This is a genomic window from Aestuariivivens sediminis (assembly GCF_022662105.1).
In the GTDB taxonomy this organism is placed as follows: Bacteria; Bacteroidota; Bacteroidia; order Flavobacteriales; family Flavobacteriaceae; genus Aestuariivivens; species Aestuariivivens sediminis.
In genome coordinates this window covers 559,704-575,027 of sequence record NZ_JAKMCP010000001.1, presented here as the reverse complement: position 1 = coordinate 575,027, position 15,324 = coordinate 559,704, and the positions used below count along the sequence as shown (strand labels likewise).

The following is a 15,324-nucleotide window of genomic DNA, read 5'->3' as shown; positions in this document are numbered from 1 at the left end:
TTTAATGATATATTTTTGATGATATGCCTTTCTTAAGTTGTCTTTCTTTAACGGGTTGATGACCCATATTGAAAATCAAAATACCGCCAGCAAGAATGTCTTGATGCGTTATATAATTCCTATCGAGGGCTTCCCCATTCAAGTGTATCGATTGAATGTATTTATGATCAATGGAATTGTTATTTGCTTCAATGATAAACCGTTTTCCATTATCAAGATTAATCGTCGCTTTGTCGAATAGGGGGGACCCAAAGCTATAGAGGCCCTGGGCCGGATTAACAGGATAAAATCCCAATGCACTCAAAACGTACCAGGACGACATCTGCCCGCAGTCTTCATTGCCACAATGCCCATTAGGTTCGTTCTTGTACTGGGTTTCTAAAATTTGCCTGATGCGATGTTGGGTTTTCCATGGTCTGTCAATATAATTGTATAAATATCCAACATGATGGCTGGGTTCATTGCCATGGGCGTATTGTCCTATCATACCGGTACTAAATATGGGAAGTCGGTCTTCGGGAAGCGGATTAAGACTAAACATCGAATCCAATTTTTGTTCAAATCGGTCATTTCCACCAACGGCTTTTATGAGGTCTTCTATGTTTTGAGGAACATTCCACATATACTGCCATGCATTGCTTTCACAAAAATAGGGCGTATATTCTTTGGGGACAAAGTGTTCAATAAATTCACCGTTTTTATATTTCGGACGCATAAAGGTACTCTTGCCGTCATAAACATTTCTCCAATTATTAGAGCGTTTTAAAAAATAATGATAATCTTCAGGCTTATGTAATGCCTTGGCAAACATGGCAATACACCAATCGTCGTAGGCATATTCAAGGGTTTTGGAAACCGACCAGTTTTCATGGTGTCCATCAATAGGGACATACCCGATTTGTTTATAAACGTCAATTTGTCTGGAGTCGTCCATCGCACTGGCTTTACAAGCTTCAAAGGCCAAATCGTAATTAAATTCGATTCCTTTAAAATACGCATCAACAATCACAGGGACCGCATGGTAACCAATCATCATATTGGTTTCGTTTCCTTGCAGGGACCAAACCGGCAGCAATCCCGTTTCATTGTAGTGGGCCAACATGGATTTGATCATGTCGGATACTATATTAGGGTGTAATATGGTATATAATGGATGAGCTGCTCTGTATGTATCCCAAAGTGAAAAGGTGTCGTATCGGTTAAATTGATGAGCTTTCATTATAGTATCATTGGCCCCTTTATACTTATTATTTAAGTCACTTAAAAGGGTTGGCGCCAACATGGATTGATACAACATGGTATAAAAAATAGATTTTTTGTTGCGGTCCGTGGTTTCTATTTTTATTTTTTGAAGCGCCTTTTCCCATAGGCTATTGGCCTCCGATTTATAAGATTCAAAATCGAAATGGGGTGCTTCTAAGGCAATAGATTTTCGAGCTCCGTCTAGATTTGCAGTAGATAGTCCTGTTTTTAAAACGATGGTTTCACCTTCCGAGGTGTTGTAATTTAGTATTATTCGCGTGTTTTTACCTTTTGCTGAATGCATTACCAAAGTATCATTCTGAAAAAGTTGATAGTTGTTAAAGGGTTTTGACAACGCTATTTTGAAATAGACCCTTTGGTCTCTGGCCCATCCCGTCGATTTACGGTAGCCTTCAATTGTGGTCTGGTTTACCACCTTTAAATAGGTGTCCACCGGGGCATCCCAATTGAGAGCATATCCTAAATCGATGTGGATTTGAGATAGGGAATCTTTGGGAAAAGTGTATTTATGAATGCCTGTTCTAGCTGTTGAGGTTAGCTCCACCTGTATGTCATAATCCAGGAGTTCCACGCTGTAATACCCGGGAGATGCCTTTTCTTTCTCATGTGAAAAGGAAGAGAACGGTTTAAAATTATTCGCTGCGATGCGTTTTGAAAAACGACTATTGGTAGGCATCACCAAAATATCGTATAAATCACCTGCACCCGTACCTGTTAAATGCATATGGGAAAACCCGGATAGTATTGAATCTTGATAGTAATAGCCTGCAATTCTATCCCATCCCGGGATGCCTATATCCGGACTCAGTTGTACCATACCAAAAGGAACAGTTGCTCCCGGATAGGTGTTTCCCGGGCCATCGGTTCCAACAAAAGGGTTAACAAATGTGGTTAATTTTTCCTGAGCTATATAGGTTTTCTGGGTACAACTAAACAGTTGTGCCATCAAAAGGATTAAAATGAAACCGTGTTTTTGCAATTTTATGATTCTTTTAGAGACCTGTTGTACCGTAATTAAGGACGAGGTCTTAATATGTCATCCCAAACGGCAACCTGTTTTTTACTATTTCAAGGTCGCCTTCACCTCTTTTATGGCCTGAAGATACGCATCTGTCAACCCGTTTCCATCAAAAAAAGTAATGCCTATTGCTCCATTTTCCTTAGCTAAGACAATGGCCTGTTTTAGTTCTTCAGCCGAATTAAAAGGGGGTAAGTAAACACCTGTATTTAAAGCGATGTTTTCAGATTCTATGTCGGTTACACCTTGTTTGGTAGCGTAACCAATCCAGTCTATTTCTTCATTATAGAACCCATGATAAATCATGGGGTAAACTTCATCTATATCCCATTTATCCCATCGTTGGCGCACCATATGGTCTGCCATTTCAGGATATGGGAACACCGCCGCTGTCAGTCTTTTATTGTATCGGTGAACAATTTTGTAAGCGTCATCGACCACCGATTTTATGGCGTTTAACCTAAAGTTCTTCCACTCCATATCAATAGCGGTGTTTTCAATGTCTCTAGGATTTTTATGATGCATTTTTTCAAAGGCATTGATGCATTCGTCACAATAGCAAAAATCAAATTCGGCCAGTTCTTCATCTTGTACCAGGTTGTATTTAGGTAATAATCCTATCGGTAAGAAAATATCGGGAAATCGAATATAATCCAGATGAACACTTTCAATACCCTCAACTTTGGCCAATCCTTCCACCAAGCCAAGTACATGATTTCGAGAGGCTTCTCTTGTAGGACACAACCACTGGTAGTAATCCACATACGGACGTGTATCGAAACAGGACTTTCCATCTCTGCTAACGACATACCAGTCCGGGTGCTGCAAGGCAATAGAATCTCCGGGACGATTCATGGCCATAATCCAGGCGTGAACTTGCAAGCCTTCTGCTTTTGCCAGGGGGACCAAGCGCTCCAATTCTTTGGGGTCGGTTCCCGTATTAATTAGAACTTCATCAATACCCCCGGATTTATAACGCTTGAATTCTTTAACGTAATCCTCATTGGATGTATTAGGGTTGGAGGTAATCCATGTTCCAAAATCAAAATTAGACTCAGCAAGAGCGGAATCTTGTTGGGGGATATCCTGTTTTTCAGTGTCTTTTTGATTGCAGGCGACTAGAAAAAGTAAACATGCAAAAAGGGTTGATCGTAACATTGTTGAATGAGTTTAAGTTATTGTTCTATAAATTTACCATCTTCTTTAATGAATAACACCTTATCCGAAAAAGGACTTTTCACCGAAATGGTCCATCCCAAATGATAATTTTCAAGGTTTGGACTGATGGTTTTACCGTCTATTAGTATTGGAGTTTTAGCAATGAGGTCCACGGAGGTTGCCCAATTATCGTGTATCTCATAATATGCTTTTTGAGCGCGATATAGTTTATATAATTCCCATTTAACCTTTTCGTCGTTGGGAATGACAAAGGTATCTTCCTGTCCAATGTCCTTTGATGAAAAATACACATAGCCCCAAAGCTCCGGAACATGCATATTGATAACCCCGGTAGGTGACCACACCCAATTATACTCAGGTAAAAATTTACCGGTATGGTCTTTTTTACGCGAGTAAGTACCCCGGTTTAATTCGAAATTCCAATTGACCCTTGAAAAATTAACCCGCCAAAATTGGTCTTTTGGAACATTGTTTTGGTTAAACCCCATCCTTAAGGCCTTAAACGGTATCGCCATTTCCATGGTCCAGCCTTCATCTGTATCTTTCGAATTGTTCAAGGTCCCCTTAACATGTACCGCCGATTTTAATCCCGTACAATTCCAATCGTTTAACACCGCATTATTGATTTCCCTGTAAGGCTTTCCAAGAAATAGATCCCATACCGTATTAAGGGCATTAATTTCCAGTTCATAATAATTGTGGGTATCGCCATCCGGATCTATAAAAATCTCGAAGTCATTGTTGTAAAAAATAATGGTATCGCGCTGTTTGAGTGTGCCCCAAACATGAGGTTCTTTAATATCGGCAAAAATGTAAAAATAGTTCTCATCCCATAACATTTTTACACGGGTTTGGTAAGTAGGGGTTTTATCTCCTTCTATATCTATAAAATCGTTGGTCCATTCGGCTTTCTTCCAGGCGTCTTCCTTTGCTATTCCGTCAATCTCAATGGTTTCCGAGGTTTTTACCGCAACATAGGTTTGTGGGACAATTTCCATTTTGGATTGCGCACAACCCATAACTGCAGTGCCTATTAAAATGATACTTAAAAAGTTAAATCTGAAATTCATAATTATGAGTTATAAGCTATTCTCTTTGGTAAATTGAACCACCTCCGATAATTTTCCAAAAGCCAAGGCAACAACCGTATCGGCAGCTCCATAGTAGATGGCTAATTTGTCTTCAGTGCTATCATGCAAGGCGGCACATGGAAAGACAACATTGGGCACATCCCCGGCCATTTCATAATCTTCAGCGGGACCTAATAAATAGGGTTGCGTCCTGTATTTCACCCGATCAGGTTCATTTTCATCCAATATTGCTGCTCCCATGGCATAACGAAATCCGTTGCACGTTTTAATAACACCGTGATAGAACAGGAGCCAACCATCATCCGTTAAAATGGGAACAGGCCCTGCACCTATTTTAGTACATTGCCATGCGCTGTCTTCAAACGCAGCTGTTTTCATAACACAACGATGCTCGCCCCAGTATTTCATGTCGGGACTATAACTAACATAAATATCGCCAAATGGCGTATGTCCATTATCACTGGGACGGCTGAGCATGGCGTATTTCCCATTGATTTTTTTTGGAAATAAAACCCCGTTTCTATTAAATGGTAAAAATGCATTTTCACATTGAAAAAATTCTTTGAAATCAAAAGTGTATCCAATACCAATAGTAGGGCCATGATAGCCATTGCACCAGGTAATCCAATAGCGATCTTCTAAAAATACCACTCGGGGATCGTATTTATAATCGGATTCAATCATACTTGTATTTCCTGCCTGCATTTTAATGGGTTCATGATGGATGTCCCAATGTATGGCATCTTTGCTGAAACCCGCAAAAATATTCATTTGAACGGCTTTGTTATCGCATCGAAATACCCCTGCATAGCCCTCTCCAAATGGAACCACCGCACTGTTGAATATGCTATTGGAAGAGGGGATGTCATACCTATTGATTATGGGATTTTCGGTATATCGCCATAAAACCTCTCGACAACCTTTGGGTTTGTCTTGCCATGGGAACGTTCTGTTTTGCATTTTAATTTTTATATGTTTTTACTTTATCTAACCAGGTGAACTTTAAAATAATTGAAGTTATAGCGAATACGAATAAGGTCCATAAAGCTTTAGGGTAATCCCTGACCATAAAATATATGGGCAGTAATATCATACTGGATTGCCAAACAATACCAATGGCACAGTTAAGCATGTCACTTGTAAAACCAGTATTTTTCTTAAAGCTGTCATCTTCAATTTTCAGAATTTTATAAACAGGGTCCCACCAGCCCCAAGGTCTTACGTTGCTATAGAAACTTTTTAGGGTTTCCATATTTGTTGCCGGTGTCAACCAAGTACCTAAAAAGGAGCCTAACAGCGATACAAAAAACAGTATAGGGAATACATATATGGCAGGAATTTGAGCTAAATCGTAAAGCCAGGAACCCATTTCGAAATTCGATTTATTCTGATCTAATAAAAATTGCAAGGTTGCAATAATTAATCCGGCTAACATTCCCCAAAAATAACCCCATCCATTGAAGCGCCACCATACCCATTTTAAAAAATTCGCAGCAACATAACCCCCGTATAAAGCACTGGTAATCCATAAAGTTAAGGAATTTATGGATTCTGCAAAAAAGCCCATGATAACACCAATAATGACTATGGCAAAGGAGGCTAAATGACTGGCTTTGACATAGTGCTTTGGTGAAGCTTCAGGTTTGAAATATTTTTTATAAATATCGTTCACAATGTAGGCCGGACCGGAATTAACAAAGGCTGAAAAGGTAGACATGAATGCGGCCAACAAGCCTGCCAGGAGTAAACCCTTAACGCCTACAGGGACATGAAAATTGATGACTTTAGGTAGGATGATTTCTAAATCGTTGGAAGTAATTCCGGATAAGTTACTGAGTTCAGGCGTTAAAAACACCAAACCAATAACTACAATACCACCTATTAACAGATAACGCGGAATGAAGAGGACAAGATTGGTAAATCCACTCATGTATGCCGCCTCTTTTACGGACCTGGTGGATAAGATACGCTGCATGTCATAGCTGGGAGTTGGTCCGGCTATGCTTGCAAAAATTCCCTTGAACAAGGACATACCTATAAAAGCACCAAACATTTTATACCCTTGAGAATCGATGAGATCGTTAAATGATTGGAGTTTACCGTCCCAAAAGCCCTCCAGTTCCCAACCAAAGAAAATGGAATTCCATTCTTCCGGGATAATGGCATATATCTGTGCATCCGAAATCGTAACAAAAGCATAAACAGCAACCAAAACACCTGCCAGTACCATGATTACATATTGTAAAACTTCGGTGGCAACAACCGAGAACATGCCACCCTTAATGGTATATATAGTGGTTAAGAAAATAATGATTAAGGCATAACTCTGTTCTGAAGTCAGCCAAATACTTTGGCCTAGGGAAAGGGTTAAATCCCAGGGCAAGATGATGGTCATGAACTTCCCAACACCTTCAAAAAAATAAGCTATAAATCCAATCGATGCTATAATGGCAAAAATAGCGACGATGAGGTGAGATGCCCTGCCCGGCTTGTCATCTCCAAAACGTGTGAGAATCCACTCTGATCCCGTCATAATATTCGATCTGCGTATCCAGGCAGCAAGGAATACCATAATAAAGATTTGGTTCCAAATCGGCCAAATCCACATAAACATGAAACTCTTGGCCCCATAAAGAAAGAGAATACCAACCATCCACGCCGTTCCGGAAACATCAAACATGCCTGAGCCATTGCTTAACCCCAAATAGTACCATTTTATGCTATTACCCCCTAAAAAATAGGAATCCAAACCTTTAGAGGCTTTTTTGGAGATCCAAATTCCAACACCTAAAGTTAGGGTTATGTACAGGGTAATAATTACAACATCAATTACATTCATCGTTTTTGGTTAGTGATTTAATAGTTGATAAGCATATAAATCTGTTTTTTCACGCTTTAAATCCTTACTATATGGTTATGATAATCGAACATCATTGATTAACCCCCCAGTTAGTATTAGGGTGGTCTCCCATAATAAAATGTAAAGTTCCACCTTGCAAGATTTGGTTATGGGAAATGGAGGTGTGGTTAAAGGGTTCACCATTTAAAGTAGCCGATTGAATATAGATGTTTTTATCCGAAACATGCTCAGCTTCAATAGTAAATGTTTTATCCTCCGAAATTTTTATCGCAGCTTTATCGAAAATGGGGCTGCCAATTTCATATTTTGTCGAGGCCGGGTTCATAGGGTATAGGCCAATTGAACTCAAAGCATACCAGGCACTCATTTGACCACAGTCCTCATTACCACTTAAGCCATTCGGAGTTGTATTGTATTGCGTATCCAAAATATGTCTTACCCAATATTGGGTGCGCCACGGTTTACCGGCCTGGTTAAACATATAAGCAATGTGATGGCTAGGTTCATTGCCATGGGCATACTGACCAATAAGACCGGAAATATCTGCTGAAATATTACTGCCTGTTATTTCGGAACTTTCTGTAAAAAGTTGTTCCAATCGTTTTGTAAAAGTAGCATTACCACCATGTAATTCCGCTAATTCTTTAACATTGTGAGGAACAAACCAGCTGTGTTGCCAGGCATTACCCTCGGTGTAATCGGTTTGTTCCCTATGGTTGGAATATTTTGGGTCGAAAGGCTCGTTCCACGACTGGCCATCATCAGATTTGCCTCGCATAAATCCGGTCTGACTATCGAATAAGTATTGGTAAGCCTTGGAGCGATTTAAGAAAAATGCATAATCCTCATCTTTTCCCAAAGCCTTAGCCATTTGAGCTATACACCAATCATCATAGGCAAATTCTAAGGTAATGGTTACCGATTCATCGAGCAGGTTATAGGGAATGTAACCATATTTTTTATAGTATTTTAATCCGCGGTCGTCCTGCATCATGGTGGTTTTCATGGCCTGGTAAGCCTTTTCGGCATCAAAACCTGTGATCCCTTTTAAATAAGCTTCAGCTATGACAGGAATGGAATGATAACCCGTCATGGTATTGGTTTCATTGGCATAAAGCGTCCACACCGGAAGCGTATTTCTGGTCTCAAAATAGGCTAACATCGAATGGATAATGTCTGAAACCCTTTCCGGAGCGATCAGGGTAAGCAAGGGGTGCTCGGCCCTAAACGTGTCCCAAAGGGATAGGGTAGAGTAAGCAGTGTATTCACTGGCGGTCTCAATATGGTCATCTTCTTTTCTAAACTGACCATTTTTATCACTAAAAGTTACCGGTGCTACCTGAGCATGGTACATCGCCGTGTAAAATAGGGTCTTTAGGGAATCGACCGAAGTTTCAACCGTTATTTTTGATAAGGCATCATTCCAGGTTTGTTCGGCATGAGATCTTACTTCTTTGAAATTAAAACCGCCCGGATCAAGATTCAACCTTGCATTGTCAACACTCACCGAAGATAGTGCTACCTTCGCCATTAATTCAGAACTGTCGTTGATGTCAAAAAACAGTTGAGTGGCTATTTTTTCACCTTCAGAAGCCTTTTGGTCTATTAGGGTGCCATCCCGAAATAGGTGATGTTCATTAATGGGTTTGGAAAATTTGGCCACAAAGAATACCTTTTGATTTTTAGCCCAGCCCTTACTGAAACGATAACCACTTACCGTGTAGTTATCCTCTATCGCAATTGAAGAATGGGTGACTTTATCCCAGTTAATGGCGAAGCCCAAATCTATAATTACAGATTGTGGGTCATTTTGATTGAATGTGTATTTATGATACGCTGTACGTTGAGATGTTGTTAATTCTACCTGAACATTCGGTTCCTCAAGAAATACTTGATAATACCCGGGAGATGCCGTTTCATTTTGATGATCGTATTTGGACTTGTAAGGTATAGAATCTCTTGAAACAGGAGTTATTGATAAGTCCACTTTTTTGTTGATGGGCATAAATAGGATGTCGGCGAGATCCCCGATACCGGTACCGCTCAACGCCAAATGACTAAAACCAACGGCGATGGAATCGGAATAATGATATCCTGAACACCAGTCCCATTCACTTATACCGTTAATCGGTGTAACCTGTAGCATACCAAAAGGCACAGTGGCTCCAGGGTAAGTATGACCATGACCGCCTGTTCCAATAAAGGGGTCTACATAGGCTATTCTATGGGTTCCAGTAATGGATTTTTTAGGAGTTTTATCATCCGTTTTACAGGAATAAAATAGTATTAAAACCAGAATTATACGCGTGTAATTTTTAACCATGTACTAATATCTTTATTTTAATGCTTTTAGCTAATTATTTTAGACTAATAACTGCGATATGTTGCTAAACAACAGTATTAGAAATATAGAGTACTCCCTTGAAATTAATCTACAAACTTTTCATGCATCCCTTGTTTTGAAGATATAAAACAGGTGTATTTCAGGGGATACTATGTAACCTTGAGGGTGTTAGGTCGTCATAATGCATACGACAAACACTTTTATTAGTATCTTTGTGATAAATCATGGGTAATATATTGGATATCAACGATAACATAAATTCGCCACTTCAGCTGCAACTGAGCTTCAATAAACTTTTAAAGCAATACGAAGCCTTGTCTGCAAGTGATGATTATAGCATTGCTTCTAAGGCAAATGAAATTTTAAAAATAGCCGATACTTATCCGGAATTAAGAGAGGGATTTAGTGATTTATCTCTGCTTAAGACCAGGGAAAAGGAAATACGGGCCATTTTGCAGGATACCTTCAGTCCCCTGTTAACAAAAAATGAAATCAAAACGGCTTCATTGCCATTTCATGATTTAATTTTTAATGCTTCAGAACGTTTTAAAAATATCATTAAAACAGCCGGGAATGATTTTCAAGTGCATATTAAAAATATGCCGCAGGATGATATTTACATCGTTGCCTGTACCATAATATTGAATTTCTGTTATGGTTATGATCTCAATTTTAGAAGACCGTTTTATTATGAGATACCTGATGCAAATGGTATCCTTAGGTATTATAAGATTTTATATAATGCTGATTTTTGTGAAATAATACCCACGGATAAGGCCAGGAACATAACACGACAGGATTTCGAGGATTTATTGGATAATTTTGATAATATTGAGCTATGGAAAGAAAAGTTTCCTCCCCATAGTTACGTGTTCAAAGGATTTGTTATTTCAAATATTTTCGATGTCACCGATGATCAATCCATCTCCAATATCAAGTCCAGTCTTATTATTGATGAAACCTGTATGGATGAAAGCTTTGTGGAAGGGTTTCATGATATTTTCAGTTCCCTATTGGGCATTAAGGGGATCAAAGTTGGCTTTTCCAGTTTTAACCGTGAAGAGAATACCTTCGAGCGGGTGTACGGTGTTGGAGCCAATAGCTTCTTAATTAATAATGCCGATAGTAAAAGCTGTGAGGACTGTTTATGTGAATGGTCATACCATAAGATTTTAAAACAAAACAGTTACATCTCCATATCGGACGTCGATAAGAAATATAAGGTGTATAAGGATAAAATCCCTCAAATAGCAGCCTTACAACAACAAGGTATTAAAAGTGCTATTTTTGCTCCGGTTGCCAATGATGACGGTCTTATGGGAATAATGGAAATTGTCTCCTATAAGCCTTATGAGCTAAACAGCATTAATGCGAACAAACTGGTTGATGTTATGCCGTTTATCGTGTCGGCAGTCGAGCGTTCCGTCTATGAAGAACAAAACTTAATTGAGGCTATCATACAACAGGAGTGTACTTCCATACATCCCAGCGTATCATGGAAATTTAAAAAGGCAGCAAAACAATTTTTAATTGAATTCCAAAAAAATAAGGGCTTGAAACCCTCATTTAGTGAAATAGTTTTCGATAATGTCTATCCTTTATACGGACAAATTGACGTTAAGGGATCCTCTAATGTGAGAAACAAGGCAACTCAAAAGGATTTAGCCTTACAGCTTTCGCTGGTGATTAATGCATTGGATAAGTTGCCCCAGGAAGAACAATTGCCCATTTATGAGCAATTGAAGTTTCAAATTGAATCTTACAATACGGAGATTAGTACTAATTTTAAGGTTGATACCGAGCAGGAATTAACGGTTTTCTTTAAACAGGATATAGAGCCTTTATTTCAGTTCTTTTTGGAAAAAAAGGATTTTGCCAGGGCAGAAATCGAAGAATATTTTAGTCGGATAGATAGTAATTTGGGCGTTGTTTATCATTATCGTAAAAAATATGACGACACCATTGCACTGATCAATAAGAATATGTCAGCTCTAATTGACGAAAGACAATCCGATGCGCAACGCATGTACCCCCATTTTTTCGAACGTTTTAAAACCGATGGTGTGGAACATAATATGTACATCGGTGAAGCCATTACCAAGGAAGAAAGCTTTAATCCAATTTATCTGTATAATTTGAGGTTATGGCAATTACAGGTCATGTACGAAATGGAAAATGATTTTTACCAAAACCAACACGAATATCCAATTGGTTTGGATGTGGCTTCCATGATTCTGGTTTTTAACCAGCCACTATCTATTAGGTTTAGAATGGATGAGAAACAGTTTGATGTGGATGGAACGTACAATGCGAGATATGAAGTAGTTAAAAAGAGAGTGGATAAAGCCTATATAAAAGGGACTGAAGAACGGGTGACTACCAAAGGTAAAATGAGCATCATTTATTCTCAGAAAGAAGATGAAACAGAGTATTTGAAATATGTGCGTTTCATGCAGTCTAAAAACCAATTTGCGGATGACGTTGAAATCCTGGAACTTCAAGATCTTCAAGGGGTTACGGGGTTAAAGGCGATTAGAGTAAGTCTTATTTACCAGAAAAAAGAAGGCGATCAAAACACCTTTTATACTTACGACGATTTAATAAAGGAAATTAAAGCATAATCCGTCGTTTTGGCCTGGAGCACATTACGGTGTTTCACCTTATGTCCTATCGTATCTTCTGTGGGTAATACACGCTCAAGTGCTGTTTCATTCGTTTTTAATGCCCAGCCAAAGGCAAGAACGGAAATGATCATGCCTATCATAAAAATGGTATAGGTCAGCCTAAGGATTCTATATTTCCGCTCCAATACTTTACCCAAAAAATAAAGATCCTTGGTCAGTGATTTATAAACGTAATCTTTATCTTTTAAGAGTTCGCTGATAGCCCATTCGAATTCCTCCAATTTCATTTTATGAAAATTGCCAAAAAAAGTAAGATTTACATTTTTGTTGGCAACATCCTCTTTCGTGAACTCACCACTGGTGATATTTGGTCTTGTTGCTATAATAGACAGAATCATGGATATCACACAAGACACCGTAAATATAGCAGTCGGATATACCAAATAGGCATTATTATCCAGTTTTGAAATTAAATTGGCTAAAACCAACGATATAATAATGGCGTTTACAGAAAGTAAAATATTGGCTTTGGTATCTGCAATATCACTAAGTTTTATATGATTTCTTAGTGCAACACGGTAAAATGTTTGTATACCCCTTTCAGGACTTTCGTTTTTATACTGTGCCTTATACCTGGCTTTTAACTCCTCGGTTTTATTTTTATTTTTTCTTTTTTTCTTGCTTTTAATGAGTTTAGCTAAGTTTTTCTCCTTTATCGGCTGCCAGTTTTTTAGAGCATAATCCGTATAAAATTCATGTTTTTGAGTTAACACATCAATGTTATTATCCAACCATTCGTTTGGAGAATACGTGGCGATACCTTGAATTTCCAGTTCTTTCCTTAAAAAATCACTAGCCTCCGTAAAGTATGATTTTCCAAAATGAGAAGCGTCAGCATCACGAATAATTTTACCAAGTTCTGTGCTTGGAGAAACATCAAATTTAGTTGCCATGATGCATTCGTTAACAGATTCTATGGTCTGATCATCCACGTTCTGGTCCTTCAAAAAAGCAGTGGCAATCTTTACACTCTCTTCCTCGTGGTTTTCCTTTGATCTGGTATAACCCGTATCATGTAAAAGTGCAGCCAACTCAAGAATTTCAGCATCCTCAGCATTAATTTTTGTATTCTCAATAATTTCTCTTAGACTTCTTAAAACACGCTCAGTATGGGTGTAATTGTGGTATATGAAAGTTTGATCTAATTCATTTTTAAACAAATCAAAAACAAATTTTTCAGTTTTTTCAATTAATTTCGACATAAGGAAGATAGATTTATGTTCACAAATTACTAAAATTTGAATATATTAAGATGTTTTATGTGAAAGTTTTTTTACCCATAGATAATGACCATATTTATTTGAATAATTATTAAAAAGAACACGTATGTTAACTTGGAAAGATGTTATGAATTATACCGTTAATGGTAATCCAGAACCTGAAAATAGAATTCAAAAAACAAATGCAGCATGGCAAAAGCTTTTAACCCCGGAACAATTTAGAATAACGAGGGAAAAAGGGACGGAAAGGGCCCATAGCGGTGCACTCTGCAGTACTTTCGAGGCAGGTAAATACAACTGTGTGTGTTGTGATACACCGCTCTTTGATTCGACTATAAAGTTTAGTTCCGGGACAGGGTGGCCCAGTTTTACCCAGCCCATAAAGCAAAATGCAGTTAAATATGAAAAAGATACCTCTTACGGGATGTTACGGGTTGAGATCATGTGCAATACCTGTGACGCCCACTTGGGACATGTTTTTCCGGATGGACCAGAACCAAGTGGATTACGGTATTGTGTGAATTCAGTATCGATACGCTTAGAAAAAGACAGTTCCAATGACTCATAGTTTACAAAAAGCGACTTTAGGAGGGGGATGTTTTTGGTGTACCGAGGCCATTTTTCAAGAAATTAGGGGAGTTGAAAACGTGGTTTCGGGTTATTCCGGAGGCACTGTGCCGGGACATCCAACGTATAGAGAGATATGTTCCGGGTTAACCGGACATGCCGAAGTGGTACAAATTACTTTTAATGAGAACGTCATTTCTTATGAAGACCTTTTAACCATTTTTATGACGACCCATGACCCAACCACTTTGAACCGTCAGGGAGCTGATAAAGGGACGCAATACCGATCCATTATTTTTTATCATGATGAGACCCAAAAACAAGTAGCTCACAAGGTCATTGAAAAGGTTTCGGCGCTTTATGATGATCCTGTGGTTACAGAAATTGCACCTTTGACCATTTTTTACGAAGCCGAAGCCTACCATCAAAATTATTATAGAAATAATCAAGCACAAGGCTATTGTAGTTTCGTTATTTCACCAAAGTTGGCTAAATTCAGAAAAAACCATAACGACAAACTAAAACGATAACACTATCATATGACGTGTAAATTAGCTGTGGGAGGAGGCTGTCATTGGTGTACGGAAGCCATATTTAAATCTTTAAAAGGGGTTGTAAAAGTGGATCAGGGCTTTGTGTCATCCGTGGAGCAGGAGTCGTTTTCCGAAGCCGTAATAGTGCATTTTAACCCTAATATGATTTCATTAAAACGGATTATAGAAGTACACCTTTACACCCATAACAGTACGAGTAATCATAGCATGAGAGCTAAATATCGTTCGGCAGTTTATGCCTTTTCAATGGAACAAGCTTCCAAGGCTGAAAACGTAATCCATCAAATACAAAGCGATTTTGATAAGCCGTTGGTAACTAAGGTGCTGACATTTAAACGCTTTAAATCTTCCAGAGCATCGGTATTAGATTACTATTATCAAAATCCGAATAAACCCTTTTGTGAAAGATACATTCATCCCAAATTATTAATAGTGCTCAATAGGTTTTCGGAAAATGCATCTTTAGGAAAACCGGCTGTATAACGAATTTTGGAAATCAATATTGGTCATCATATAAAATATTAACCTTATATTTATAATACCA

General features: G+C 38.4%; 11 protein-coding genes. 4 read left to right on the top strand and 7 right to left on the bottom strand.

Translation table 11 applies throughout. The features are described from left to right. Position 1: 1 nt before the first annotated feature. The 6 genes from MR054_RS02335 to MR054_RS02310 form a co-directional block, all read right to left on the bottom strand. A complete protein-coding gene (locus MR054_RS02335; protein WP_276520135.1) occupies positions 2 to 2,242 on the bottom strand; it encodes a GH92 family glycosyl hydrolase in 2,241 nt (746 codons plus the stop codon). Positions 2,243 to 2,326: 84 nt separating this feature from the next. Next, positions 2,327 to 3,439, bottom strand: a complete 1,113-nt coding sequence (locus MR054_RS02330; protein ID WP_242084362.1) for a putative glycoside hydrolase — start codon at positions 3,437 to 3,439, stop codon at positions 2,327 to 2,329. Between the two features lie 17 nt (positions 3,440 to 3,456). Beyond that, positions 3,457 to 4,530 (bottom strand): carbohydrate-binding family 9-like protein, encoded by a 1,074-nt coding sequence (locus tag MR054_RS02325; RefSeq protein WP_242155784.1) that lies wholly within the window; start codon positions 4,528 to 4,530, stop codon positions 3,457 to 3,459. A gap of 9 nt (positions 4,531 to 4,539) precedes the next feature. Continuing rightward, positions 4,540 to 5,511: a glycoside hydrolase family 130 protein gene (locus MR054_RS02320; protein ID WP_242084364.1), complete on the bottom strand. Its 972-nt coding sequence runs from the start codon at positions 5,509 to 5,511 to the stop codon at positions 4,540 to 4,542. Between the two features lies 1 nt (position 5,512). Continuing rightward, a complete protein-coding gene (locus MR054_RS02315) occupies positions 5,513 to 7,390 on the bottom strand; it encodes a sodium:solute symporter family protein (RefSeq protein WP_242155782.1) in 1,878 nt (625 codons plus the stop codon). A 91-nt stretch (positions 7,391 to 7,481) separates the two neighbouring features. Then, positions 7,482 to 9,734, bottom strand: a complete 2,253-nt coding sequence (locus MR054_RS02310) for a GH92 family glycosyl hydrolase (RefSeq protein WP_242155780.1) — start codon at positions 9,732 to 9,734, stop codon at positions 7,482 to 7,484. A 245-nt stretch (positions 9,735 to 9,979) separates the two neighbouring features. On the opposite strand from MR054_RS02310, the gene MR054_RS02305 reads away from it, so the two are divergent. Further along, entirely contained in the window at positions 9,980 to 12,376 is a 2,397-nt protein-coding gene (locus MR054_RS02305) for a GAF domain-containing protein (protein WP_242155771.1), read from the top strand. Here the strand turns inward: MR054_RS02305 and MR054_RS02300 are convergent. Continuing rightward, positions 12,343 to 13,641, bottom strand: a complete 1,299-nt coding sequence (locus MR054_RS02300) for a Pycsar system effector family protein (RefSeq protein ID WP_242155769.1) — start codon at positions 13,639 to 13,641, stop codon at positions 12,343 to 12,345. The genes MR054_RS02305 and MR054_RS02300 overlap by 34 nt on opposite strands. 124 nt (positions 13,642 to 13,765) lie before the next feature. Here MR054_RS02300 and msrB point away from each other — a divergent pair, with 124 nt between their 5' ends. The 3 genes from msrB to MR054_RS02285 are packed head-to-tail and all read left to right on the top strand — an operon-like array spanning position 13,766 to position 15,263. Further along, entirely contained in the window at positions 13,766 to 14,227 is a 462-nt protein-coding gene (gene msrB / locus MR054_RS02295; RefSeq protein WP_242155767.1) for a peptide-methionine (R)-S-oxide reductase MsrB, read from the top strand. Continuing rightward, positions 14,217 to 14,756, top strand: a complete 540-nt coding sequence (msrA, locus tag MR054_RS02290) for a peptide-methionine (S)-S-oxide reductase MsrA (protein ID WP_242155758.1) — start codon at positions 14,217 to 14,219, stop codon at positions 14,754 to 14,756. Before msrB ends, msrA begins: the two co-directional genes overlap by 11 nt. Positions 14,757 to 14,765: 9 nt before the next feature. Beyond that, positions 14,766 to 15,263 carry a peptide-methionine (S)-S-oxide reductase gene (locus MR054_RS02285; RefSeq protein WP_242155756.1) on the top strand — a complete coding sequence of 166 codons (498 nt, stop codon included), beginning with the start codon at positions 14,766 to 14,768 and terminating at the stop codon, positions 15,261 to 15,263. The last annotated feature ends 61 nt before the right edge of the window (positions 15,264 to 15,324 follow it).